Source organism: Mycobacterium sp. DBP42, assembly GCF_005924235.1.
Taxonomy (GTDB): domain Bacteria; phylum Actinomycetota; class Actinomycetes; order Mycobacteriales; family Mycobacteriaceae; genus Mycobacterium; species Mycobacterium syngnathidarum.
Map to the genome: position 1 here is coordinate 1 of NZ_VCMY01000009.1, position 25084 is coordinate 25084.

Consider the following 25084-nt stretch of genomic DNA (forward strand, 5'->3'; position numbering starts at 1 on the left):
CGTCAAGCGCGCCATCTCCAAGCACCGAGCCAAAGGCACCATCGACCGCACCAACTACACAACCAGCATCACCATCGAGATCCTCGACGGTTGACAACGGGCCACCCACGCTAACTGCGCGGCATTGTCACTAGCGCCGCATGTGGGTGCGCTCGAGGAGGGTCACCCGCTGCCAGCTGAAGATCGAGTAGCGCAACTTGTCCACCGGGTGTCCCCACATGTTGCGGTCACGCACCACGGGTTCCTCGGCACCGCCGCCTGCACTGCTGAGGACAGCCATCAGCGCGGCCATCTCCTCATCGGTGGGCTCACCGCGCAGCACCTTGATGTGGGCCTCGTGGTCGGTCTTCGGCTCGTCCTGAGCCTCGGTCTCGGTAACGGCGTCACTCACAGCAGCTGAATCGTTCGCCGCGCTCACAGTGGAATGTTCCCGTGCTTCTTCGGCGGCATCTGGATGATCTTGCGCTCCAGCAGCCGCAGTGCGTTGGCCACGTAGCCGCGGGTGTGCGACGGCGGGATGACCGCGTCGACGTAGCCGCGCTCGGCCGCGATGTACGGGTTGACCAGCGTGTCCTCGTAGGTCTGCTGCAACTCCAGACGCAGCGCATCGACATCTTGGCCGTCCTTGGCCGCCTCCTTGAGCTGCTGGCGGTACACGAAGCCCACCGCGCCCGAAGCGCCCATCACCGCGATCTGCGCCGTCGGCCAGGCGACGACCACGTCGGCGCCCATGTCCTTGGAACCCATCACGCAGTACGCGCCGCCGTAGGACTTGCGGGTGATGACGGTGACTTTGGCGACCGTGGCCTCACCGTAGGCGTAGAGCAGCTTGGCGCCGCGCCGGATGATGCCGTTGAACTCCTGGTCGGTGCCGGGCAGGAAGCCGGGAACATCGACCAGCAGGACGATCGGGATGTTGAAGCAGTCGCAGGTCCGGATGAACCGGGCGGCCTTCTCCGAGGCGTTGATGTCGAGGCAGCCGGCGAACTGGGTGGGCTGGTTGGCCACGATGCCGACCGGGCGCCCGTCGACCCGGCCGAAGCCGACCACGATGTTGCCCGCGTAGCCGGCCTGCACCTCGAGGAACTCGTCGTCGTCGAGGATGCGGGTGATGACCTCGTGCATGTCGTACGGCTGATTCGGGGAATCCGGGATCAGCGTGTCGAGCTCGATGTCCTCGTCGGTCAGGGTCTCCTCGACCGAGCCCTCCACCTGCGGCACCGGGTAGTGCGGCGGCTCGGCGTAGTTGTTCGGCGGCAGGTAGCTCAGCAGGTCCCGGACGTACTCGAAAGCGTCCTGCTCGCCGGAGGCGACGTAGTGCGCGGTGCCGGACTTGGCCATATGAGTGTGGGCGCCGCCCAACTCCTCCATGGTGACGTCCTCGCCGGTGACCGTCTTGATGACGTCCGGGCCGGTGATGAACATCTGGCTGGTCTGGTCGACCATGACGACGAAGTCGGTCAGCGCGGGGGAGTAGACGTGGCCACCGGCCGCGGCGCCCATGATCAGCGAGATCTGCGGGATGACACCCGAGGCCTTGATGTTGTTGTGGAAGATCCGGCTGTACAGGCCGAGCGAGACCACACCCTCCTGGATGCGGGCGCCGGCGCCGTCGTTGATGCCGATCAACGGGCGGCCGGTCTTGATGGCCAGCTCCTGGACCTTGACGATCTTCTCGCCGTAAACCTCACCGAGGCTGCCGCCGAACACGGTGGCGTCCTGGCTGAAGATGCAGACGTCGCGGCCGTCGATGGTGCCGTAGCCGGTGATCACACCGTCGCCCAGCGGCCGGTTGCTCTCCAGGCCGAAGTTGGTGCTGCGGTGCTTGGCCAGCGCGTCGAGTTCAACGAACGACCCCTCATCGAGCAGGGCGAGGATGCGCTCGCGGGCCGTCAGTTTGCCCTTGGCGTGGACCTTCTCCACGGCAGCTTCGCCGACGGGATGCAGCGTCTCCTCAGCCCGCCTCTTCAGATCGGCCAGCTTGCCTGCAGTGGTGTGGATGTCCACCTGATGCTCGGCGGACGGCTCGGTAACGCTCGTCATGGGTCAGATGTTATCGGTAACCCTAAGACTGGTCTAAGAGAGGTGGACGTGGCGCGCGTCACTGTGGTGGGCGCAGTGTGCTGTGGCCTGACGCCGCGCCAGGCTGTGGGCCTACGCTCTCGACCATGACCACCGGGCCGCTCGTGCTGTCCGAACTGGGCACCGATCCCGCATCGGTGCTGCGGCTCGTCGCGCAATTCGACGCGATGGAGGAGCAGGAGGTCAACGTCGACGCGGCCGTGCGGTTTGCCGCGCTGATCGCCGGATGCCCCGTCGGTGTCCGGTGGCCGGGCGGCACCGTCGTCCGCTACGACGCATCCGGGCGCCTCGACCCGATCGAACCCGGGGCCCCGCCGGTGCCGGAGGGCGACGAGACCGTCGTCTGGGTGCAGCGTGACGGGCCCGGACATCCGCTGGATGCGGTCCTGCTCGATCGGCTGCGGCGACTGGTGGTCCGCCTCGCTGCGCGGACCGGGGTGAGCGGGACCCCGCATCTGGGCGACCCCGCACTGCTGGAGGTCGTGCTCTCGGCCAAAGAACACCGCGAGGACCGCGCCCGGGCGATCCGGCTCTTGGGTCTCGACGAGAACAGGCCCACCTGCGTGCTGGCGGCATCGGGGCATCCGCCGAGGGAAACGGTCCGCCTCATCACCGGTGAGCTGGCCGCGCCGACCGTGCGGTCGGCGGTGATCGGCAACGCCACCGCGATCGTGTGCCAGGGATCGTTCGACATGACCGAGCTTTCGGATCGTCTGGAGCGCGTCATAGTCGAACAGTTCCCGGCGGTGGTGAACACCGGAACCGCGTCGGGCCCGTGGATCGGCATCGGATCGGTGGGCAGCGTGTTCAGCGCGTCGACCTCATGGCATGAAGCCGTACGTGCGCTGCGCTTCGCGTCGTCCACCGGATTCGGTAGGCGAGTGGTGGCTCATGAGCGGCTCAGCTCGCTGGAGCTGCTGGCCGACCTCCCGATCGACCGGGTCCGACGCAATCGAGATGTGGTCCGTATCAACGAGATTGCGGCGACGCCCGCCGGAGATCTCGACGTGCAGACCACCGAGGCGTTCTTCGTCTACGGCTCGTTGCGGCGGACGGCCGCCGAACTGCACGTGCACCACAGCACGGTCGCGGCCCGGTTGGCGCGGGTGCAGGCCGCGATGGGGTGGGATTTCGAGGATCCGGTGGACCGCTTCCTGGGCACGCTGGTGCTGATGGTCCGGCGGATCGCGATGTCGTCGGCCGAGCTGGCCGACGCGGATCTGCTGTAGGCCTTCCGGTCCGGAGACGTCGCGAGATCAACGCTGTGGTCGCTCACGCCGCCGGCGAACAGCCGTGGCGTTGCTTTCGCGGACCGGGTTGCCATCCTCGTGACAGCAGGGCCGCCCGCGCCTGGGCGACGATGTCCTCGCCCCGGTCTTCTTTGACGACGTGGATGACGTGCCAGCCCAGCCTTTGCAGTACCCGGTTCACCTGGATGTCGAGGACATACTGCCGGCGATTCGTGAGGTGCTGCTCGCCGTCGTACTCGGCCCCGACCTTGAACTGCTCCCAGCACATGTCGATCCGGCGCACATACTGCCCAGACTCGTCATAGACCACGAATTGTGTTGTGGGACGCGGCAGCCCGGCGTTGATGAACAGCACTCGCAGCCGCGTCTCCGGCGGCGACTCCCCGCCGGCGTCGGCCAGTGACAGCGCCACCCGCAGCCGGCGTATGCCCCTGGCACCCGAGTGGCGCTTCGCGATGAGCGCGACGTCCTCACGGGAGACCGGGCAGGCGTTCATCAGCGCGTCGATTCGCTCGACCGCGCGATTCGTGGGCAGATGACGGCCGAGGTCGAAGATGGTGCGGGCGGGCGTGGTGACGCGAATGCCCGCGATGGTCATGATCTCGTCCTCGTGCAGGGTTTCCCGCCGCACGATCAGCCCACGCTGACGTCTCACCGTCGCGATGAGTTCGACCGGGACATCATCGTCCACCCATCTCGCGCCATGCATCGCGGAGGCGGCGAGGCCGGCGACGACTGCGTCAGCCGATGCGAATGTCGCGCCGGTGATCTTGTCGCGCAGGCATATCCGATGCTCCCGCGGCACATAGACATCGCGAAAGATCGGCCGATACCGGCTGCGCAACTGACCGCGGGTGACAAGACCGGCCGCCACGGCTTCACTCCCGAGGAACGGAACTCGCATGTTCGTTGGACGCAGACCGAGGTGATCTGGCTCCCGAGCGCCTCGAAAACAACGCTATGGCTGCCCGGAGCGCCGCACAACGACCATGGCGTTGCTTTCGGCGCAAGCGAGCCGGGCCCGACGAGCGTCGGGTGAATTCGCGTGATAGACCGACGTGTAGCGGGTGACCGGGATCACCTGATTGGCCAAAGATTGCGAAGCAGCCCGCAACAGACAAGGAGGCCCGACATGGCCATCATCGATCCGACCAAGACCTGGGTTCCCGTCGAAGAACGCCTGGCCGTCACCACCAACGAGCGGCATCGAGAGGTGCTGGGCATCGTCCTTGAGCACATGAAGGCCGAGGCTGAGCCCGACATGGAACGGCTCATGGCCACCTTGGCGCCGAACCCGGACTACCACTTCTGGTATGCCAATGCCGACATGGGCCCCAAGACCACCGAAGGCGTGCGTGCCTATTACGAGGCCTTCGTGGCCAGCGGTGCCAACCACCTCGTTTTCGAGATCGATCGCCTAGCCGTCGATGATGATCTGGTGATGACCGAAGGCTGGATGAAGATGATCTACCCGGGCGCGGCGGCCCAGGCGATCGGCGTCGACGTCGAGGACCCGGACGGCGATTACCTGCTGCTGTTCCGTCAGCTGATCAACTGGCCGATCGACGCCGACGGCCTCATCCTCGGTGAGGACGCCTATCAGACCGGTCCGGTCAGCGTGACCAAGCTGAGCCAGGAAGACCTGCCGCAGGCCTACATCGACCAGAAGCGCGCCGCCGCCCAAGCCCATGCCTGAGGTCCGGACTGATATCGCGTCGCTGCTGCTCGATCGGGTCGGTGACCAACACCTCGGCCTGCGCACCCGTGACCGGGACTGGACGTGGGACGAGGTGATCGCCGAATCCGCCGCGCGTGGCGCGCTGGCGCAGGCCATGCGCACCGACGGCCCGTTGCACATCGGCGTCCTGCTGGGCAACGTGCCGGACTTCGTCTTCTGGCTGGGCGGTGCCGCGCTGGCCGGGGCGACCATCGTCGGCATCAACCCGACCCGTGGCGCCGCGGAGATGGCAGCCGAAATCCGGCTAGCCGATTGCCAATTGATCGTCACCGACACCGCGGGTGCCCAGCGTCTGCGTGGGCTCGACCTCGGGTTGGCGCCGGAACGGTTTCTGGTGGTCGACGGCCCGGACTATGCAACACAGCTCGCCGCGCATCGCCTCACTCCGTCGGTCGCCCCTGGGGTCACCGAGGATTCCCTGATGCTGCTGCTGTTCACCTCGGGAACCACGGGGGCCTCCAAGGCCGTCATCTGCAGCCAGGGTCGACTGGCTCGCATCGGCTACGCGGCCGCCGAGAAGTTCGGCCACGTGCGTCACGACGTGGAGTACTGCTGCATGCCGCTGTTCCACGGCAACGCCATCATGGCGCTGTGGGCGCCGGCGCTGACGGTCGGTGCCACCGTATGCCTGACGCCCTCGTTCTCGGCGTCCGGATTCCTTCCGGACGTAAGGTATTTCGGCGCCACGTTCTTCACCTACGTGGGCAAGGCACTCGGCTACCTGATGGCCACCCCCGAGCAATCAGACGACGCCGACAACCCGTTGGTCCGCGGTTTCGGCACCGAGGCCTCACCTGATGACCAGAACGAGTTCCGTCGCCGGTTCGACGCCGAATTGTTCGAAGGTTACGGCTCCAGCGAAGGCGGTGGGGCGGTGGTGCTGGCCCCGGACATGCCGCCGGGCGCGCTCGGCAGGCCCGCGCATCAAGGTGTCGCGATCGTCGACCCCGAATCGCTGAACGACTGTGTGCCAGCGGTTCTCGATGAGCACGGACGTGTTCTCAACCCTGACGACGCGGTCGGAGAGATCGTCGACAAACTCGGCACCCGCACCTTCGAGGGCTACTACCGCAACGACGAGGCCAACGCCGAACGTATCCGCAACGGCTGGTACTGGACCGGTGATCTCGGCTACCTCGACGGGGCCGGGTTCATCTACTTCGCCGGCCGGCGTGGCGACTGGATCCGGGTGGACGGTGAAAACACCTCGGCACTGAACATCGAGCGCGTCCTGCGTCGCCATCCCGAGGTGGTGGCCGCCGGTGTGTACGCGGTGCCCGACCCGCGCTCGGGAGATCAGGTGATGGCCGCGATCGAGGTGGCCGATCCCGACGGCTTCGACGCCGCGGATTTCGTGGCCTACTTGGCCGCCCAGGAAGACCTGGGCACCAAGGGAATTCCACGGTTCCTGCGGGTGTCGAAGAACCTGCCGGTCACCGGGTCGAACAAGGTGCTCAAACGCGAACTGCAGACACAGCGTTGGCACACAGACGAGGTGGTGTACCGGTGGGCGGGACGCGGAACACCCGTGTATCGGGCCATGAGCGACGATGACAAGCAGTCGCTGGACGCCGAGTTCGCGCAGTATGGGAGGCAGCGTTACCTATGAAGTGGGATGACCAGTGTGACGTCCTGATCGCCGGATCGGGTGGCGGCGGCGTGACGGGTGCCTACACCGCGGCCCGCGAGGGCCTGTCGGTGATCCTGGTCGAAGCCAGCGACAAATTCGGCGGCACCACAGCGTATTCCGGTGGCGGCGGGGTGTGGTTCCCGTGCAACCCGGTGCTCCGACGAGCCGGCACCGACGACACCATCGAGGACGCGTTGGAGTACTACCACGCCGTCGTCGGCGACCGGACCCCGCGGGAACTGCAGGAAACCTACGTCCGCGGCGGTGCCGGGCTGATCGAGTACCTGGAAGCCGACGACCATCTGAAGTTTGCCCCGATGCCGTGGCCGGACTACTTCGGCAAGGCGCCCAAGGCCCGGACCGACGGACAACGCCATATCGCGGCCCGCCCGCTCAAGGTGGAGAAAGCTCCGCACTTGCGCGAGCTGGTCCGCGGGCCGCTCGACGCCGACCGCCTCGGTGCCGAGCAGCCCGATGACTACTTCATCGGCGGTCGCGCGTTGATCGCCCGGTTCCTGAAAGCCATTGAGCAGTACCCGAGCTCCTCGCTTCGCCTCAACACCCCGTTGGTCGAGTTGGTGGTCGAGGACGGCGTGGTGACGGGTGCGATCGTCGAAACCGACGGCGAACGGCAGGCGATCCGGGCCCGCCGCGGCGTGCTGCTCGCGGCAGGCGGCTTCGAAGGCAACGACGAGCTGCGCCGCGAATACGGTGTGCCCGGCGTCGCCCGCGACACCATGGGGCCGCCGGCCAACCTGGGACGCGCGCATCAGGCCGCGATGGCCGTCGGCGCCGACGTGGACCTGATGGACCAGGCCTGGTGGTCGCCGGGCCTCACCCACCCGGACGGGCGCTCGGCCTTCGCGCTGTGGTTCACCGGCGGAATCTTCGTCGACCAGAACGGAGCGCGGTTCGTCAACGAGTCGGCGGCCTACGACCGCATCGGCCGGGCGATCCTGCCACGACTTGCCGACGGTTCGATGACGTTGCCGTTCTGGATGATCTACGACGATCGTGAGGGTGAGGTTCCGCCGGTCAAGGCCACCAACGTCTCGATGGTCGACACTGGGCAATACGTCGACGCCGGGTTGTGGCACACCGCCGACACTCTCGAAGAGCTGGCCACCAAGATCGGTGTGCCCGCCGACAAATTGATCGCCACGGTGGAGCGCTTCAACGGTTTCGTCGCCGGCGGCACCGATGAAGATTTCGGGCGGGGCGACGAGGCCTACGACCGCGCGTTCTCCGGCGGCGCGTCCCCGCTCGTCGCGATCGAGAAAGGCCCGTTCCACGCCGCCGCATTCGGCATCTCCGACCTCGGCACCAAGGGCGGGTTGCGTACGGATACCGCGGCCCGGGTACTCGATGCCGAAGGGCAGGTGATCGCCGGACTGTACGCGGCGGGCAACACCATGGCCGCCCCGAGCGGCACCGCCTATCCGGGCGGCGGAAATCCGATCGGAACCAGCATGCTGTTCAGCCACCTGGCGGTCAAAGACATGTTAGGCAAGACATATGAGTGACATCCGGGAAATCGACGCCGGCGCGGAGATGACGCGATTCGCCCGCGGCTGGCACTGCGTCGGGCTCGCCGACACGTTCCGCGACGGGCAGCCGCACGGCATCGAGGCGTTCGGCGGCAAGCTCGTCGTCTATGCCGACTCCGCCGGCGAACTGCACGTGCTCGATTCGTACTGCCGGCACATGGGCGGTGACCTGTCGATGGGTACGGTCAAGGAGGACAACCTGGCCTGTCCGTTCCACGACTGGCGCTGGGGTGGCGACGGAAAGTGCAAGCTGGTTCCCTACGCCAAGCGCACCCCGCGTTTGGCGCGCACCCGCAGATGGCACACCTGTGAGGTCAACGGTCAGCTGCTGGTGTGGCACGACCCGGAAGGCTCAACCCCGACCGACGAGCTGATCCCGCCCACCATCGAGGGCTACCAGGACGGTGTCTGGTCACCGTGGCAGTGGAATTCGATCCTCATCGAGGGCTCGCACTGCCGCGAGATCGTCGACAACAACGTCGACATGGCGCACTTCTTCTACATTCACCACGCCTACCCGACCTACTTCAAGAACGTCATCGAAGGCCACACCGCCAGCCAGTTCATGGAGTCCAAACCGCGCCCGGACTATGCCACCCGCGAACTCTGGGACGGCACCTATCTGCGTTCGGAGGCAACGTATTTCGGCCCCGCGTACATGATCAACTGGCTGCACAACGACCTCGCCCCGGATTTCACCGTGGAGGTTGCCCTGATCAACTGTCACTACCCGGTGACTCACGACTCGTTCGTGTTGCAGTGGGGTGTCGCGGTTCAACGGAATCCCGGGTTGCCTGCCGAGAAAGCCGACAAGCTCGCCGCCGCGATGAGCCGGTCTTTCGGGGACGGCTTCATGGAAGACGTCGAGATCTGGAAGAACAAGACACGCATCGACAATCCACTGCTGACCGAGGAAGACGGCCCGGTCTACCACCATCGCCGGTGGTACGAGCAGTTCTACGTCGATGTCGCCGACGTCGCGCCGGACATGACGGCCCGGTTCGAGCAGGAGGTCGACACCACCCACGCCAACGAGCTTTGGCATCAGGAGGTGGCGGCCAACCTGGCCAAGCGGTAGCCCACCGCGGGTGCGAATAAGCTGACGGCCCATGGATGATCGCCAGCCGAACCGCCCGCCGCTCGATGTCGTATCCCTGCGTGCCGGATTGCGGGAGCCCTGGCGTCGTCTCGACATCGTCGAGGAAACCGGATCCACCAATGCCGACCTGCTGGCCCGCGCAGCCGGCGGTGAGGCGATCGCGGGCGCGGTGTTGCTGGCCGAATACCAGAGCGCCGGGCGCGGCAGGCATGGCAGGCAGTGGTCGGCGCCGGCGCGTTCGCAGTTGGCATTGTCGGTCGGGGTCGACGCGGCGGGGGTGCCGACGGACAGGTGGGGCTGGCTGCCGCTGGCCACCGGTGTCGCCGTCGTCGACGCCGTCGCCGATGTCACCGGTGTGCGCGTCGGCCTGAAATGGCCGAATGACGTTCTGGTCGGCCCGGCGGGCGGGAAACTCGCGGGAATTCTGGCCGAGGTGGCATCGCCGGCACCGGTCGTCGTGGTCGGGGTAGGCCTCAATGTGTCGATGACCGCCGAGGAGGCCCCGGACCCGCGCGCCACCTCGCTGTCGCAGCTCGGCGCGGCGACCGTGGACCGCAACCCGCTGGCTCAGGCATTGCTCCGGCACCTGGCCGCGCGGTTCGCCGGCTGGCGCGCTTCCGATCCGAAGCTGGCCGCCGACTACCGTGCACGCAGCGTCACCATCGGCAGCGGGGTCCGCGCAATCCTGCCGGGGGACAACGAGCTGGTGGGCACGGCCGTCGACGTCGACGCTATCGGGCGGCTGATCATCGACACCGGCACCGAACGGGCCACGGTGTCGGCCGGTGACATCACGCACCTGCGGTCAGATGGGCCGTAGAGTGCTGCCGTGGGTTACCCGGAGAATGTGCTGGCCAACGACGAGCAGGTGGTGCTGCATCGGCATCCGCACTGGAAACGTCTGATCGGCGCGGTCCTGGTCCTGGTCCTGGCCAGCGCGGCATCGGCGTTCGTCGCTGCGGTGGTCAACGCCACGGACTGGCAGACGACCGCCAAGAATGTGCTGTTCATCGTGATCGGGGCGATCTGGCTCATCGTCGTCGGCTGGCTCACGGTCTGGCCGTTCCTGACCTGGTGGACCACGCACTTCGTCATCACCGACCGGCGGGTGATGTTCCGCCATGGCCTGTTGACCCGCTCGGGCATCGACATCCCGCTCGCGCGGATCAACAGCGTCGAGTTCCGGCATGGGTTGACCGACCGCATGTTGCGCACCGGCACGCTGATCATCGAATCGGCGTCGCAGGATCCCCTGGAATTCAACGACATTCCGCGTGTGGAGCAGGTGCACTCACTGCTGTATCACGAAGTCTTCGACACCCTGGGGTCTGAAGAGTCGCCGAGCTGACGGGCTTTCGCCCGGCGGATCGGCCGCCGCAGCGGTGTCACCGTGGCGGACTTGCGCTCGGCATGATCCTCGAAAGCCTCGACGAAACCACCGCCGGTGAGAGTGGACTCCAGCGCCAGATCGGGCTTGTCGACGAACTCGTCGGGGAACACCCAGCGGCGGAATGCCCAGAACCGGAACGCCATCTGCAGCAGATTGCCCAGGATGTAGGCCGAGATGAAGTCGGCGATGTTCTCCACCGTCAGCGACACTTCCGGAACGCGGAGTCCCAGTACGTAGCTGGAGAAATACAGCGGCAGCATCGACAGCATCACGCCCACGCCGCTGAACGCGAAGAACAGCAGGGCCTCGTGGTGGCGCTCGCGGCCGCCGCGGTTCTGGAAGCTCCATTCCCGGTTGAGGATGTAGGAGGCGATGACGGCGACGATGCCGGCGATGATCTTGGCGGTGACCGGCTTGGGCTCGAGCACCGTGAGCTTGAGGGTGTAGAAGATCGCCGAATCGATGACAAACGTCGTCGCGCCGACGATCGCGAACTTGATCAGCTCGTGATGCCGCTCGGCGTAGGGACGAACGAATCGCGGCAATCGAGCGATTGTCGCATCGGCGAAGGACACAGCTAGGCAGTGTACGTAAATGCGGGTGCCGATGCCGCATCGCTGCGGACCTTGGAGCTTAACCGCAGGTCAATGCGCCGGTCATGACGAGGACATGAATCCGCGCATGACAACATAGGAGCGTGCCGACAACTCCCAATAAGCCGCCTTCGCCCGCGAGCGGACGGAATTCCACCCCCGCGAGCGGGGCGTCGCCTGTAGTGGCGATGATCGGCGGAGGCCAGCTCGCGAGGATGACGCACCAGGCGGCGATCGCGCTCGGGCAGACCCTGCGGGTGCTGTCCGCTGGGTCGGATGAATCCGCCGCGCAGGTCACTCCGGATGTCGTCATCGGTTCGCACACCGACCTGGACGCATTGCGTCGGGCGGCGGACGGCGCAGCGGTGCTGACGTTCGATCACGAACACGTACCCACCGAGCACCTCGAGACCCTCGTGGCTGAAGGGGTGACGGTCAACCCGCCGCCGCAGGCCCTGGTGCATGCCCAGGACAAGCTGCTCATGCGTCGCAAACTGCATAGTTTGGGAGCCCCGGTGCCACGCTTCGCCGAGATCACCTCGGTTTCCGACGTCGAGGAGTTCGTGCGGCAGGTCGACGGTCCGGTGGTGATCAAGACCGTGCGCGGAGGCTACGACGGCAAGGGCGTGGTGATGGCCGACGACCTGGCGGCCGCCCGAGAGGTTGTGGCCGGTTACCTGGCCGACGGCGTGCCCGTGCTCGCCGAGGAGCGTGTCGCGATGCGGCGCGAGCTGGCCGCGCTGGTGGCACGCTCACCGTTCGGACAGGGCGCGGCCTGGCCCGTGGTCGAAACCGTGCAGCGCGACGGCATCTGCGTCGAGGTGTATGCCCCGGCGCCCGGATTGTCCGACGAAACCGGTTCGGCCGCACAGGAACTCGGCCTGAGAGTGGCCAACGAGCTGGGTGTGGTCGGAGTGCTGGCCGTGGAGCTGTTCGAGACCGTCGACGGCACACTGCTGGTCAACGAATTGGCCATGCGTCCGCACAACTCCGGGCACTGGACCATGGACGGCGCGGTCACCAGCCAGTTCGAACAGCATCTGCGGGCGGTCTTGGATTACCCGCTCGGCGACACGTCGGCCATTGCACCCGCGGCCGTGATGGCCAATGTGCTCGGCGCGCCGCAGACCCCGACGATGTCGATGGACGAGCGGCTGCACCACCTGTTCGCGCGGATCCCCGACGCGAAGGTGCACCTGTACGGCAAGGGCGAACGGCCCGGCCGAAAACTGGGGCACGTCAACATCATCGGCACGGATATGGACGAACTCCGCGAGCGTGCGGTGCGGGCCGCGCACTGGTTGTCGCACGGCGAGTGGACCGACGGATGGGATGAACATGGCGGCTAGCGCAAACGGATCCGGCCCGAGGGTCGGACTCATCATGGGCAGCGACAGCGACTGGTCGGTGATGTCCGACGCGGCCGATGCGCTCGCCGAGTTCGAGGTGCCGTTCGAGGTGGGTGTGGTCTCGGCGCACCGCACCCCGCAACGCATGCTCGACTACGCCAAGAGCGCCGCGGGCCGGGGTGTCGAGGTGATCATCGCCGGAGCAGGAGGAGCTGCGCACCTACCCGGCATGGTGGCCTCTGCCACCGCGCTCCCGGTGATCGGGGTGCCGGTGCCGCTGGCCCGCCTCGACGGCATGGACTCGCTGCTGTCCATCGTGCAGATGCCCGCCGGCGTTCCGGTGGCCACGGTTTCGATTGGCGGAGCACGTAATGCGGGCCTGCTGGCGGTGCGGATCCTGGGTTCGGCCGATGCCGCACTGCAGGCGCGGATGGTGAAATTTCAGGCTGACCTGGAAACCATGGTGTTGGCCAAGGACGCGGCGTTGCGTGATCGCCTGTTGGGCGACGGCTCCGACGCCGGCTGAGTCACTCGCCGATCAGCTCGCGAATGCGCGGCGTAAGGGATTCGATCGGTTCATCGGTCGACATCACCACGACCGCGGTGCGGCCGCTACTGCCGCGGTAGATCGGCCAGGTTGCGGCAAGCGCCTGGGCCAGGTCCGACCGTGGGCTGGGCGAGTCGCCGCGCAGCCATCGGCGCAGAACGTGGTTGTGCGCGGCGACGACGGCGTTGGCGAATAGTTCGGCGCGCAGGTCCGCCGTCCAATCCCCGGACTGCGCGGCCCGCAGGTGTTTGGTGAACAGCCGGACATACCGCGACACCACGGCCGTTTCGAAATCACGCAGGGCCGGCACCGAACGGGTGAGCCGATACCGCGTCCGGGCCCGCTCGCCCTCGGCGAGATAGTTCTCGAATACCGACGTCGTTGCCACCGCGATGACTTCGGCGGGTAGCGCATCGGGCGAGGCCGCCGACAATCTCTCGTCGGCACGGCGCAGCAACGCCTCGTGATCGGGAAAGATCAACGCCTCTTTCGACCCGAACTGACGAAACGCGGTGGTGCGTCCCACCCCTGCCCGGGCCGCGATGTCATCGACGCTGGCGGCCTCATAGCCACGTTCTTCGAACAGATCGAATGCGGCGCTCACCAGACGCTCCCGGGTGCTGGGTAGGTCGGGCATTGGGCGCACCTCCTCGGGTACTGAGTGCCGATGGTATGGTACTGAGTACCAAAAGTAGCAGGGCGATGTACTCGATGTGCAGTCCGGGCACGATTGAACCAAGAGAGTTAAGGAGAAGATCATGGCTGGCTGGGGCGGTAACCCATCTTTCGATCTATTTCAGCTGCCGGAGGAGCACCAGGAGCTCCGCGCGGCGATCCGGGCGCTGGCGGAGAAGGAAATCGCTCCGTACGCCGCCGACGTCGACGAGAACGCGCGCTTCCCGGAAGAAGCCCTGCAGGCCCTGAACGCCTCGGGTTTCAACGCGATCCACGTGCCCGAGGAGTACGGCGGCCAGGGTGCAGACTCGGTCGCGGCCTGCATCGTGATCGAGGAAGTGGCCCGGGTGGACTGCTCGGCCTCACTGATCCCGGCGGTCAACAAGCTCGGCACGATGGGCCTGATCCTGCGCGGCTCCGATGAGCTCAAGAAGCAGGTGCTGCCGTCGCTGGCCTCCGGCGAGGCGATGGCCTCCTACGCGTTGTCCGAGCGTGAGGCGGGCAGCGACGCGGCCGGCATGCGGACCCGCGCCAAGGCCGACGGCGACGACTGGATTCTCAACGGCACCAAGTGCTGGATCACCAACGGCGGCAAGTCGACCTGGTACACCGTGATGGCCGTGACCGATCCCGACAAGGGTGCCAACGGCATCTCGGCGTTCGTCGTGCACAAGGACGACGAGGGCTTCACCGTCGGCCCCAAGGAGCGCAAGCTCGGCATCAAGGGCAGCCCGACCACCGAGCTCTACTTCGAGAACTGCCGCATCCCGGGTGACCGGATCATCGGTGAGCCCGGAACCGGTTTCAAGACCGCGTTGGCGACCCTGGACCACACCCGCCCGACGATCGGCGCGCAGGCCGTCGGTATCGCCCAGGGGGCGCTGGACGCGGCGATCGCATACACCAAGGACCGCAAGCAGTTCGGTCGTCCGATCAGCGACAACCAGGGCGTGCAGTTCATGCTCGCCGACATGGCGATGAAGGTCGAAGCGGCCCGGTTGATGGTGTACTCGGCTGCGGCGCGGGCCGAGCGCGGTGAAGGCAACCTCGGTTTCATCTCGGCGGCGAGCAAATGCCTGGCCTCCGATGTGGCCATGGAGGTCACCACCGACGCGGTACAGCTGTTCGGCGGCGCGGGCTACACCGTGGACTTCCCGGTCGAGCGGATGATGCGGGACGCCAAGATCACCCAGATCTACGAGGGCACCAACCAGATTCAGCGCGTGGTCATGAGCCGCGCCCTGCTCAAGTAATTCCCGCGAGCAGACGCAAACCCGTACCTTTTCACGGAAAAAGGTACGGGTTTGTGTCTGTTCGGCATAGAAAACTCAGCCGCGCGTGACCTTCTCGGTCTCCCGGCGCCGTTCCTGTGCGCCGGCATCGGGATTGGCCACCTGCACCAGTGACGCACCCGCGACGAACACGGCGATCAGGTTCTCGACGAGCTCGTCGGGGGTGCTCCAGGATGCGGTGGAGAGCACTCGGTCGGAACCGGTGAAACCATGTGCCGCAGCGGCATTCTGGGCCGATTTCAGTACCTCGGCGACCGATTGTCCGGCCAACGCCGGGCCAGGAACACGTTCGGGCACGATCTGGTCGCCGTGTACCCGCACTGCGGTGGCGTAGTCGGTGACGCCGATGGGTAGATCCGGGGCCGGCTTGCCGAACGGGTCCAGCGACAGCACCGCGACCTCGCCGCCCGAGACCGCGTCGTCGGCCTCATCGAGCCGATCTCGCGTGCACAGGGCCATGTCGGCGGAATTGTCGGAACCACCGCCCAACACCACTTCACTACCGATCCACCAGACCCCGAACAGCACCGCGGCGGTCTGCCAGTGCGCGGGCAGCAGCACCGCCACCCGCGTGCCCGGGCCGGCGCCCATCTCGTCGCGCAACAGGTTGGCGGTCTTGGCGGCCCAATTGGCCATGGTCACCGCCGACAACTCGATCCGCTCACCGGTCGCGTCGTCGTAATAGGTGATCCGTGGGCCGGCTGGATCCGCTGTCAACAACGGGTCCAGCACCGCGGCGCTGAGTGTGCTCATAGCCCTTGGTTTTACTCGAGGACGATCAGTTCACACACTTGGGATCGTCAGAACCTGCGTTGAGGATCGGCGACGGCGGTGGTGGCGGGCTCGCATCGCCGGTGTCGCTGTAGGTGTCGCCGGCCGCAGCCGGATCCACGATGCCCGCGGACGGATCCATCCCGTCGGATCCGGGCCCGGTGTAATCGGCCGCCAGCACCACTCGGACCGCACCCGGCGGCAGCGTCGAGTCCTCGTTGACCGGCAGCCCGCCGAGGTCCTTCGATACGGCCTGCGCGCCGAGGTCGTCGCTCTTGGCGGCCAGCACCTGGCTGGATGCCGGCGGAGGGCCCTCGTGGTTGCCGGTGGCGCCGGGAACGAAGCCCTTGTTGCCCAGTACCTGGGACACCGCGGCCGCCAGGCCGTTGATGTCGGTGGCGTTGACCACCTCGACGGTGGTGTTCTCGGGGGAGTAGCTCAGTTGCTCGGTCTTGCCCTCGGCCTGGTCCTGCAGCAGGCTCGACACCCACTCGTGCACCTGGTCGGGATCCACCCGGACCACGCTCTGCATGCCGTCGTCGCTCCAGCCATCCTCGCGCACGATCGGGATGGTCGCGAACGCCACGCTGCCGGCCGCCAGCTTCTGCAGCTGTTCGACGAAGTTCATGATGTCCCAGCCATCGGAGATCACCACCGAGCGCTGCACGGCATCCTGAAGCCGCCCCAGCGTTGCCGGGCTGGACAGCGTCTTGCTGGAGATCACCTCGTGGGCAAGCGAAGCCATCACCGACTGCTGACGGGTCACCCGGTCGAGGTCACCGCGCGGGAGGTCGTGGCGCTGCCGCACGAAGCTCAGCGCCTGCGGACCACTGAGCTTCTGCCAGCCGGCCGGGAAATCGGCGCCCGAAAGCGGTTCGTACACAGCATCTTTCAGGCATACGTTGACGCCGCCCAGGGCGTCGGTGATCAGCGCGAAGCCCAGGAGTCCGATTTCGGCGTAGTGGTCGACCGTGACGCCGGTGAGCGCGGCGACGGTCTGGATCAGTTCCTCGCGGGCGGCCTCGGTGGCCTGGGGCTCGGCGACGGCCGGATCTTCGCCCTCGACCTCGACCAGCTGCTTCATCCGGTCGAGCTTGACGTCGCCGAACACGCCGTTGATCTTCATCTTTCCCCAGCCCGGCGCTTCGACATACGAATCGCGCGGGATGGAGATGGCGGTGGCCGACCTGCCGTTGTTGGGAATCCGGATCAGGATGATGGTGTCGGTGTTGGTCGCGACGTCGTCCCCGGCGCGCAGTGTCTCCAACTCCTCGGCCGACAGCGGGTTGCCGTGGGCATCGGTACGGCTGTCCATCCCGACCAGCAGGATGTCGATCGCGCCGTCCTCACCGCCGCCGCCGAGGGCCGCGGATGTGATGTGGTTGATGCCGGATTCAAAGGAGCGGATCTGGGTCCAGGCCACCCCTGTTCCGAGCACCACGGCCGACGCCGTGGCGACAGCGAGTGAGCGTAGGAGGGGGATAGGCACCTGCCCAGGCTACTTGCGGCCTGGACGTGAGCCGGGTAACGCAGACCGGCGTGCCAGACTCGGCGCATGGCGCAACGGATTGTGATCACCGGGGCCGGTGGCATGGTCGGGCAGGTATTGGCTGATCAGGCCCGCTACGAAGGGCGTGACGTGCTGGCCCTGTCTTCTGCCGAATGTGATGTCACCAACTTTGACACGGTGCGAGGGTTCGTCGAGCCCGGCGACGTGGTGATCAACTGCGCGGCATACACGCAGGTGGATGCCGCCGAGACCGATCGCGAGAAGGCCTTGGCCGTCAACGCCGCCGGTCCCGGCAACCTCGCCACGGTATGCGCGCATGCCCGCGCCCACCTGGTGCACATCTCGACCGACTATGTGTTCGGCGCGTCCGCGACACGTCACACCCCGTATGAGGTCGACGACGAAACCGGGCCGGTCAACGTGTACGGCCAGACGAAACTGGCCGGGGAACAGGCCGTACTGGCCGCCAAACCCGACGCATACGTCGTCCGCACCGCCTGGGTTTATCGCGGCGGCGACGGAGCCGATTTCGTGGCGACCATGCGCCGGCTGGCCGCCGGGGACGGCCCGGTGGACGTGGTCGCCGACCAATTCGGATCGCCGACCTACACCGGTGATCTGGTGTCAGCGTTGCTGCAGATCGCCGACGGTGGCGTGCGGCCCGGTGTGCTGCATGCCGCCAACGCCGGCCAGGCCAGCCGGTTCGACCAGGCGCGGGAGACCTTCGCGGCCATCGGGGCCGATCCGGAGCGGGTTCGGCCGGTCGGCAGCGACCGGCATCCGCGGCCGGCGCCCCGTCCCACCTACACCGTGCTGTCCGCGCGCCGGTCCGCCGAGGCCGGCCTGACCCCGCTGCGGGATTGGCGCGAAGCCCTGGTGGCAGCGGTCGAAAAAGGGCGCCCGTCCGGCCCGCTACCCTCTACGCCGTGACTGAGGATGCGGCCCGCCCGCTCGTTGTGGTGACGGTGACGTACTCGCCGGGCGCACACCTGGACCGTTTCCTGGCCTCCCTCGCCCTGGCCACCGATCGGCCGGTCAAAGTCATCATGGCCGACAACGGCTCGACCGACGGAGCCCCGGAACAAGCCGAAAAGCGCTACCCGAACGTGCGTCTGCTCCACACCGGCAGCAACCTGGGTTACGGCAGCGCGGTCAACCGCGGCGCCGAGCAGATATCGGATGCGGAGTGCTCGGAATTTTTCATCATCGCCAACCCGGACGTCCAGTGGGGACCAGGCTCGATCGACCTGTTGCTCGACGCGGCCCGGCGCTGGCCACAGGCCGGGGCACTCGGGCCGATGGTGCGCGATCCGGACGGATCGGTCTACCCGTCGGCGCGTCATCAGCCCAGCCTGGTCCGCGGGGGCATGCACGCCGTCGTCGGACCGTTCTGGAAGTCGAATCCGTGGACGGCGGCCTACCGCCAGGATCGTCAAGAACCCAGTGAGCGCGAGGTCGGCTGGCTGTCCGGTTCGTGCCTGCTGATGCGCCGCGCCGCCTTTGACGCCGTCGGCGGATTCGACGAGCGCTACTTCATGTATATGGAGGACGTCGACCTCGGTGACCGGATCGCCCGGACCGGCTGGCAGAACGTCTACGTGCCGTCGGCGGAGGTACTGCACGACAAGGGGCACTCCACCGGCCGCGACCCCGCGCGCAACTTGGCCGCCCATCACCGCAGTACCTACACTTTTCTGGCTGATCGATACCCGGCGCTCTGGCAGGCGCCGTTACGGTGGACGATTCGGGGCGCGCTGGCGGCACGTGCGGGCCTGGTAGTCGGTAGTTCTCGACGTAAGCAGGGGAAAGGGCGCTGACGTGATCAATCCCGCGGAGGTGGATGCTGTCGTCCTCGTCGGTGGACGAGGCACCCGGCTCAGGCCGTTGACATTATCGGCACCCAAGCCGATGCTGCCGACGGCGGGCGTTCCGTTCCTCACCCATCTGCTGGCCCGGATCGCCGAGGCCGGCCTCAAGCATGTGGTGATGGGAACCTCGTACAAGGCCGAGGTTTTCGAGGAGGCGTTCGGCAACGGCTCCGACCTCGGGCTCGAGATCGAATACGTCACCGAGACCGAGGCACTCGGCACCGGTGGTGCCATCGCCAACGTGGCGGACAAACTGCGCTACGACACGGCCATGGTGTTCAACGGCGACGTGCTCTCGGCGGCAGACCTCAGCGCGCTGCTGGAGTCGCATGACACTCACCAGGCCGATCTGACCCTGCATCTGGTGCGCGTCAGCGATCCGCGTGCATTCGGTTGTGTGCCCACCGACGCCGACGGACGCGTGACGGCATTCCTGGAGAAGACCCAGGATCCGCCCACCGACCAGATCAATGCCGGCTGCTATGTGTTCAAAAAGCATGTCATCGACCAGATCCCGCGAGGCCGGGCCCTGTCCGTCGAACGCGAGATCTTCCCCGAGGTGCTCTCTCGCGGACTGAAGATGTGCGGCTACGTCGACGCCTCATATTGGCGTGACATGGGCACCCCGGACGACTTCGTGCGCGGATCGGCCGATCTGGTTCGTGGCATCGCACCGTCACCGGCGCTCAACGGTCAGCGTGGCGAGTCGCTGGTCCACGAAGGTGCCGCGGTTGCCCCCGGCGCCTTGTTGATCGGCGGCACCGTGGTGGGGCGCGGAGCCGAGATCGGTGCCGGCGCACGACTCGACGGCGCGGTGATCTTCGACGGGGTGCGCGTGGAAGCCGGCGCGGTGATCGAACGTTCGATCATCGGCTTCGGGGCCCGCATCGGCCCGCGGGCATTGATCCGCGACGGCGTGATCGGCGACGGGGCCGACATCGGTGCCCGATGCGAACTGTTGCGCGGCGCCAGGGTGTGGCCGGGGGTCAACATCCCCGACGGCGGTATCCGGTATTCCACCGACGTCTGAGGGCCGGATTCACGCCGAAACCGCAGTCTGGGCCAGTTGCTGAAGGCCGAAGTCGGTACCTTCAGGCAACCCGTCCAGTGGCCACCACCGCAGGTCCAAAGACTCATCGCTGCAAGCGATCGCGGCCCCGGCCGGCGCCCGTACCACGAACTGGATGTCGAGGTGGCGGGTCGGTACGCCCAGTGAGCAGGTCACCGGATGCACATGCAGCGCGGCCAGTTGCCGGTCGATGGTCAGCCCGGCGATGCCGGACTCCTCGGTGGCCTCGCGCAGCGCGGCGGCGCGAACGTCGGAATCCGTTTCCTCACAATGCCCGCCGAGTTGCAGCCAGCGCCCGAATCGCGGATGCAGGGTGAGTAGCGTCTGGGTTCCGGTGTGGTCGACGACGAGTGCCGAGGCAGTGATGTGGCCCGGCACGCACGCGCGCAGACAGGCATCGGGGCGGGCGGCCAGAAACGACAACACTGAATGGCGCAGCGTGTCCTGGCCGGGATCGGTTGTCTCCCAATTGGTCAGCAGCTCGACAGCCGAGGCGTGCAGACTCTCGGCGCTCACTTCACCACCAGCAGGCCGTCGGTGGGTACCGGGTCGCGTGGCGGTAGCGGATCGGCCGGATGGCCGATCGCGATGGCCCCCAAAGGTTCCCAGTCGGCGGGCAGTCCCAGCTCGGCGCGTACCAGATCGCCGGCGAAGATCGTCGAGCCGATCCAGCAGCTGCCCACCTCGCGCACTGCCAGCGCGACCAACAGGGCCTGCACCGCAGCACCCACGGCGACGGTGAACATGGTGTGCTCGGCCTGTGTGCGGGCCGCGTCGGGATAACTGTGGGCGCCGTCGGGTACCAGGAACGGGATCACCAGTTCTGGTGCGTCGTACAGGATTCGGCCGCGGTCGAGGCGTCGTTCGACGGATTCCGGTTCGCGGCCGTCACCGGTGAGGTCAGCGCGCCACTTGTCCTTCATCCGGTCCAACAGTCGCACGCGGGCGGCGCTGTCCTGTACCCAGACGAAGCGCACCGGCCGGGTGTGGTGCGGCGCGGGGGCGGTGAGGGCTTCGCCGACTGCGGCTTCGATGAGTGCGTGATCGACCGGCTCATCGGAGAACGTTCGCACCGATCGGCGCAACAGCTGGGCCTGGTTGCGTCCCAGCTGGATCGCCTCGGCGGTGCCGAGCCAGAACAGATCCTCCTCGCCGGGCCGTAGCAGCGTGCCTGCGTTCGACCCGTCGTCGGCCAACTCCAGTCCGCGCACCACCGCGACCGGGATCGCCGTCAGCTTGCCCTTCACCAGATCAGCTGCGGCCGCGATCTCGTCGGCCACGGCCACCTCGGTGACTAGCAGTTCGTTGCCGTGCCGGTCGCGTGCGCCCGCGTACCCGTGCAGCACGGTGAGTCCGGATGCGCCGATGGCGAAATCGGCTTGACCGTTGCGCCAGGCGCGGCCCATGGTATCGGTGATCACGACACCGACGGTGACGCCGAGTCGCTCACGCAGGCCTTCGCGCAGCACGTGTGCACTGCCGTCGGGATCCACCGGCAGCAGGGCCAGTTCGTTCGAGTCGACGTTCGAACCGTCCACCCCGGCCGCGGCCTGGACCAGACCGATGGCGTTTTCGGTGATGAGGGTCCGGCCCTTGCGGGCCAGTACTCGGACGGCCTCGGCATCGATCAGCTTGCGCCGCAAGGTGTCCCGGTCTTCTGGATCGGACGGGGCGGTGACGATGCGGCCTTCGCATTTGGAAACGATCTTGCTCGTGACCACCAGCACGTCGCCGTCGCGCAGCCACGGTGTCGCATCGGCGAGGGCGGCGGCCAGGTCATCTCCGGGCCGGAACTCGGGAAGCCCTGGTACGGGCAGGATCTCGACGCGGTCCGCGGACCCGTGCTCGGTGCTCACCGCCGAGCTCACAGTGCAACGCCTCCCAGGTCCAGGCCGGCCCGCACCATCTCGGCGGTGGTGGCCGGGTCTGTCATCAGCAGCGGCACCGCGCGTACCTGAACGCCTTCGATGTCGGCGTCGTCACCTTCGTGTACCAACCAGCCGTCCAGGATTCCGGTGCCCGAACGGGCGCCGAAGTGCTGTCCGACGGCTTGCGAGGTGGACTCGACGCCGATGATGGAAAGGCACTCATCGGCCATACCGCGCAACGGTTTTCCGTCGATGATGGGGGAGTAGCCGATTACCGGCGCTTTCGTCGATCGCAGTGCACCCCGGATCCCGGGGATCTGCAGGATCGGTCCGATGCTCACGACGGGGTTCGACGGTGCCAGCAACACCACGTCCGCGTCGGCGATGGCATCGGTGACCCCCGGCGCGGCCGTTGCCTGTTCTGCACCCACGAACGCAAAACTGTGCGAAGGTATCTGTGCGCGGTACCGCACCCACCATTCCTGGAAGTGGATGGCGTGACGAACGCCGGCCTGATCACCCGGACCGGGGTCGGTGACCACCACGTGGGTCTCGCTGCGGTCGTCGGTGACCGGCAGCAGCCGCGCCCCTGGCGACCAGCGCTTGCACAGTGCCTCGGTGACCTGTGACAGCGGATAGCCCGCGCGCAGCATCTGGGTGCGGACCAGGTGGGTGGCCAGGTCCCGGTCGCCCAGGCCGAACCAGTCGGGTTGCACACCGTAGGCGGCAAGTTCTTCCTTGGCGTGCCAGGTTTCATTCCGATGACCCCAGCCACGCTCGGGATCGATACCGCCGCCCAGGGTGTACATGCACGTGTCGAGGTCCGGGCAGATCCGGACGCCGTGCATCCAGGCGTCGTCGCCGACGTTCACGATCGCCGTGAGTTCATGCTTGCTGTCGCCGCCGGCAAACTGGCCCAGGCCCAACAGGTGCTGTACCCCCAGCAAAAACCGGGCGCCTCCGACGCCGCCGACCAGAACGGTGATCTTCACAACGTCCGACCCTAAGCGCTCATGGCGCGCGGATGGAAACGACGTCGTCACGGGCAGGACACGCCGATGTCGCGACGCGCCGATTTGACATTACGAGATGGTATGAATTCGCGTCCTGGCGCTTGACCCCGGCAGCTAACACGTGTGTAATCACAGATGTGTCATTTCCCGGTTGGTGACCGATTCCGGTGTCGCGGACCGAGATTCGATCAACTGTTCGAATGGGTGACCGCACATCGCAATAGTGGGGCTCCACTTAGGATCTACGAGACCGAGTGAGGAGGCGGGGGATAATGTCTTATGAGAGCGGCGATTTCGATCGTGTGGTCCGGTTCGACAACCGGCTACTCGGCTCGGTAGACAACGCACCGCACATCAACGCCGGGCCGACACCGCTGGGGATTCCCGGACGACCTCAGCTGAGTTTGGTACCTGAGCACATCGATGTTGATCCGGAAACCGAAGATGACCAATGGCAGGAACGTGCGCTGTGCGCACAGACCGACCCGGAGGCGTTCTTCCCGGAGAAGGGCGGGTCTACCCGCGAGGCCAAGCGCATCTGCCAGGGCTGCGAAGTGAAGGACGCATGCCTGGAGTACGCGCTCGCACACGATGAACGCTTCGGTATTTGGGGAGGGTTGTCCGAGCGGGAGCGTCGCCGGCTCAAACGCGGCATCATCTGACGCTCCTGTCGGCAGAGCGCTTCATCGCAGGGTGTGGCGCTCGACGTCAGTCGTCGTCGATCGTTGGGTCGATGACTGACGGTTCCACTCCCAGATAGGTGGCCACCTGGGCCACCAGGATTTCATGCAGCAGATCAGCCAGCTCATCGGATCCTTTGACCCGGCGCTCGATGGGCTTGCGGAACAAGACAATTCGAGCCCGGGTCGCATTCCCTCTGACGTCGACCCCAGCCGGTATCAGTCGGGCCAGCGCGATCGGCCCGTCGGCGATGACCTCGGGCGGCCACTGCACACTGTCCGGATCTTTCGGGGACATCCGCGGAATCTCATCGACGGCGACGTCGAGTTCACGCAGCCGCGACGCCCAACGCCGTTCGATCGGTTCGTAGGCCTCCAGTACCGCCATGTCGAACCGCTCGGCCCGGCTGCGCCACCCGGGAACCGAGCGCGGAAGCAGCGGCCCGCGCATATCGCGGCCGCGACGCGATCGCCATGGGTTGCGCTGGGCCACGGCGATGATCGTAACGGTTCGGGATCGGGGCCCCGCCGGCTGCGCGTGTCCGGCACCGCACAGCGACCGTCCACAGTAATCTCGGGGGCGTGAATGTTCCCCGTCGCTGCTGCCGGCCCGGGTGCCCGCACTATGCCGTGGCGACGCTGACTTTTGTCTACTCCGACTCCACGGCGGTAGTCGGACCATTGGCCACGGTTTCTGAGCCCCACTCCTGGGATTTGTGCGTCGGCCACGCCGGCCGTATCACCGCGCCGCGCGGCTGGGAGCTGGTCCGCCACGCGGGGCCACTGCCCACCCATCCCGATGAAGACGATCTGGTGGCGCTTGCCGATGCGGTCCGCGAGGGTCAACCCGGGGCGGGTCCCCGAGGTGGCGTGGTGGCCGGATTTTCCGATCCCACCACCGGCCTGGCCACCAGTGCGGTGACGGCACCGCCGGCGCGTCCCGCGGAGAGCAACGGGCGTCGTCGCGGCCACCTGCGGGTGTTGCCGGACCCCGACAACTAGCACGGACTAGCGCTGTTTGGCTTCTGATCGGACAACGACCGGCCCACGAGTAGTGAACGTGTCGAGGCCTCCCGACGGCTAGGCTGGCGCCAACGAATCCGTTTCACAAGG

Annotated in this window: 26 protein-coding genes; 15 read left to right on the forward strand and 11 right to left on the reverse strand. The window is 66.9% G+C overall.

Going from position 1 to position 25084, the window contains the following annotated elements:
- Nucleotides 1-130: 130 nt before the first annotated feature.
- Nucleotides 131-418 carry an acyl-CoA carboxylase subunit epsilon gene (locus E0T84_RS11660; RefSeq protein ID WP_070947027.1) on the reverse strand — a complete coding sequence of 96 codons (288 nt, stop codon included), beginning with the start codon at nt 416-418 and terminating at the stop codon, nt 131-133.
- Nucleotides 415-2043, reverse strand: a complete 1629-nt coding sequence (locus tag E0T84_RS11665) for an acyl-CoA carboxylase subunit beta (protein WP_070947028.1) — start codon at nt 2041-2043, stop codon at nt 415-417. The genes E0T84_RS11660 and E0T84_RS11665 overlap by 4 nt, the downstream gene beginning before the upstream one ends.
- 125 nt (nt 2044-2168) lie before the next feature.
- On the opposite strand from E0T84_RS11665, the gene E0T84_RS11670 reads away from it, so the two are divergent.
- Nucleotides 2169-3311, forward strand: coding sequence for a CdaR family transcriptional regulator (locus E0T84_RS11670; protein ID WP_138744521.1), 1143 nt, complete (start codon nt 2169-2171; stop codon nt 3309-3311).
- Nucleotides 3312-3354: 43 nt separating this feature from the next.
- Here the strand turns inward: E0T84_RS11670 and E0T84_RS11675 are convergent, their stop codons facing one another.
- Entirely contained in the window at nt 3355-4236 is an 882-nt protein-coding gene (locus E0T84_RS11675; RefSeq protein ID WP_070947030.1) for a hypothetical protein, read from the reverse strand.
- Nucleotides 4237-4464: 228 nt separating this feature from the next.
- Here E0T84_RS11675 and E0T84_RS11680 point away from each other — a divergent pair, with 228 nt between their 5' ends.
- Genes E0T84_RS11680 through E0T84_RS11705 form a run of 6 tightly spaced genes read left to right on the forward strand, consistent with a single transcriptional unit; the run spans nt 4465 to nt 10694 of the window.
- A complete protein-coding gene (locus E0T84_RS11680) occupies nt 4465-5028 on the forward strand; it encodes a nuclear transport factor 2 family protein (protein WP_138744522.1) in 564 nt (187 codons plus the stop codon).
- Nucleotides 5021-6679, forward strand: coding sequence for an AMP-binding protein (locus tag E0T84_RS11685; protein ID WP_138744523.1), 1659 nt, complete (start codon nt 5021-5023; stop codon nt 6677-6679). The genes E0T84_RS11680 and E0T84_RS11685 overlap by 8 nt, the downstream gene beginning before the upstream one ends.
- A complete protein-coding gene (locus tag E0T84_RS11690) occupies nt 6676-8223 on the forward strand; it encodes an FAD-binding protein (RefSeq protein WP_138744524.1) in 1548 nt (515 codons plus the stop codon). The genes E0T84_RS11685 and E0T84_RS11690 overlap by 4 nt, the downstream gene beginning before the upstream one ends.
- Nucleotides 8216-9325, forward strand: coding sequence for a Rieske 2Fe-2S domain-containing protein (locus E0T84_RS11695; RefSeq protein WP_138744525.1), 1110 nt, complete (start codon nt 8216-8218; stop codon nt 9323-9325). Before E0T84_RS11690 ends, E0T84_RS11695 begins: the two co-directional genes overlap by 8 nt.
- A 31-nt stretch (nt 9326-9356) precedes the next feature.
- Entirely contained in the window at nt 9357-10166 is an 810-nt protein-coding gene (locus E0T84_RS11700; protein ID WP_138744526.1) for a biotin--[acetyl-CoA-carboxylase] ligase, read from the forward strand.
- A gap of 9 nt (nt 10167-10175) precedes the next feature.
- Complete coding sequence (locus E0T84_RS11705; protein WP_138744527.1) at nt 10176-10694, forward strand: PH domain-containing protein; 519 nt, start codon at nt 10176-10178, stop codon at nt 10692-10694.
- Here E0T84_RS11705 and E0T84_RS11710 read toward each other — a convergent pair.
- The gene (locus tag E0T84_RS11710) at nt 10649-11311 is read right to left on the reverse strand and encodes a GtrA family protein (protein ID WP_070947037.1); all 663 of its coding nucleotides are present in this window, start codon (nt 11309-11311) and stop codon (nt 10649-10651) included. The genes E0T84_RS11705 and E0T84_RS11710 overlap by 46 nt on opposite strands.
- A 122-nt stretch (nt 11312-11433) precedes the next feature.
- Here E0T84_RS11710 and E0T84_RS11715 point away from each other — a divergent pair, with 122 nt between their 5' ends.
- Both E0T84_RS11715 and purE read left to right on the forward strand, forming a co-directional pair.
- A complete protein-coding gene (locus tag E0T84_RS11715) occupies nt 11434-12678 on the forward strand; it encodes a 5-(carboxyamino)imidazole ribonucleotide synthase (protein WP_083339437.1) in 1245 nt (414 codons plus the stop codon).
- A complete protein-coding gene (gene purE / locus E0T84_RS11720) occupies nt 12668-13204 on the forward strand; it encodes a 5-(carboxyamino)imidazole ribonucleotide mutase (RefSeq protein WP_083339438.1) in 537 nt (178 codons plus the stop codon). The genes E0T84_RS11715 and purE overlap by 11 nt, the downstream gene beginning before the upstream one ends.
- 1 nt (nt 13205) lies before the next feature.
- Here purE and E0T84_RS11725 read toward each other — a convergent pair whose 3' ends face one another.
- A complete protein-coding gene (locus tag E0T84_RS11725) occupies nt 13206-13862 on the reverse strand; it encodes a TetR/AcrR family transcriptional regulator (RefSeq protein ID WP_070947039.1) in 657 nt (218 codons plus the stop codon).
- A gap of 121 nt (nt 13863-13983) precedes the next feature.
- Here E0T84_RS11725 and E0T84_RS11730 point away from each other — a divergent pair, with 121 nt between their 5' ends.
- Nucleotides 13984-15153: an acyl-CoA dehydrogenase gene (locus E0T84_RS11730; protein WP_070187247.1), complete on the forward strand. Its 1170-nt coding sequence runs from the start codon at nt 13984-13986 to the stop codon at nt 15151-15153.
- 75 nt (nt 15154-15228) lie between these two features.
- On the opposite strand, the gene E0T84_RS11735 is transcribed toward E0T84_RS11730, so the two are convergent.
- Nucleotides 15229-15945, reverse strand: coding sequence for a TIGR03089 family protein (locus E0T84_RS11735; RefSeq protein ID WP_138744528.1), 717 nt, complete (start codon nt 15943-15945; stop codon nt 15229-15231).
- Nucleotides 15946-15970: 25 nt separating this feature from the next.
- Nucleotides 15971-17452, reverse strand: coding sequence for an LCP family protein (locus E0T84_RS11740; RefSeq protein ID WP_070947041.1), 1482 nt, complete (start codon nt 17450-17452; stop codon nt 15971-15973).
- A gap of 66 nt (nt 17453-17518) precedes the next feature.
- Between E0T84_RS11740 and rfbD the strand changes: the two genes are divergently transcribed.
- The 3 genes from rfbD to E0T84_RS11755 are packed head-to-tail and all read left to right on the forward strand — an operon-like array spanning nt 17519 to nt 20371.
- Nucleotides 17519-18403, forward strand: a complete 885-nt coding sequence (gene rfbD, locus E0T84_RS11745; protein ID WP_138744529.1) for a dTDP-4-dehydrorhamnose reductase — start codon at nt 17519-17521, stop codon at nt 18401-18403.
- A complete protein-coding gene (locus E0T84_RS11750) occupies nt 18400-19290 on the forward strand; it encodes a glycosyltransferase family 2 protein (protein WP_070947043.1) in 891 nt (296 codons plus the stop codon). The genes rfbD and E0T84_RS11750 overlap by 4 nt, the downstream gene beginning before the upstream one ends.
- Before the next feature lies 1 nt (nt 19291).
- Entirely contained in the window at nt 19292-20371 is a 1080-nt protein-coding gene (locus E0T84_RS11755; protein WP_070187242.1) for a sugar phosphate nucleotidyltransferase, read from the forward strand.
- A 9-nt stretch (nt 20372-20380) separates the two neighbouring features.
- On the opposite strand, the gene E0T84_RS11760 is transcribed toward E0T84_RS11755, so the two are convergent.
- The 3 genes from E0T84_RS11760 to cofD are packed head-to-tail and all read right to left on the reverse strand — an operon-like array spanning nt 20381 to nt 23270.
- The gene (locus E0T84_RS11760) at nt 20381-20926 is read right to left on the reverse strand and encodes an NUDIX hydrolase (protein ID WP_070947044.1); all 546 of its coding nucleotides are present in this window, start codon (nt 20924-20926) and stop codon (nt 20381-20383) included.
- Complete coding sequence (locus E0T84_RS11765) at nt 20923-22266, reverse strand: coenzyme F420-0:L-glutamate ligase (RefSeq protein WP_171054993.1); 1344 nt, start codon at nt 22264-22266, stop codon at nt 20923-20925. Before E0T84_RS11765 ends, E0T84_RS11760 begins: the two co-directional genes overlap by 4 nt.
- An 8-nt stretch (nt 22267-22274) precedes the next feature.
- Nucleotides 22275-23270 (reverse strand): 2-phospho-L-lactate transferase, encoded by a 996-nt coding sequence (gene cofD / locus E0T84_RS11770; RefSeq protein ID WP_138744530.1) that lies wholly within the window; start codon nt 23268-23270, stop codon nt 22275-22277.
- 293 nt (nt 23271-23563) lie between these two features.
- On the opposite strand from cofD, the gene E0T84_RS11775 reads away from it, so the two are divergent.
- Nucleotides 23564-23953, forward strand: coding sequence for a WhiB family transcriptional regulator (locus E0T84_RS11775; protein WP_019348659.1), 390 nt, complete (start codon nt 23564-23566; stop codon nt 23951-23953).
- 46 nt (nt 23954-23999) lie between these two features.
- Here E0T84_RS11775 and E0T84_RS11780 read toward each other — a convergent pair whose 3' ends face one another.
- A complete protein-coding gene (locus E0T84_RS11780; RefSeq protein ID WP_036388738.1) occupies nt 24000-24422 on the reverse strand; it encodes a metallopeptidase family protein in 423 nt (140 codons plus the stop codon).
- Between the two features lie 131 nt (nt 24423-24553).
- On the opposite strand from E0T84_RS11780, the gene E0T84_RS11785 reads away from it, so the two are divergent.
- Nucleotides 24554-24973, forward strand: coding sequence for a DUF3499 domain-containing protein (locus E0T84_RS11785; RefSeq protein WP_070187237.1), 420 nt, complete (start codon nt 24554-24556; stop codon nt 24971-24973).
- Nucleotides 24974-25084 lie beyond the last annotated feature (111 nt).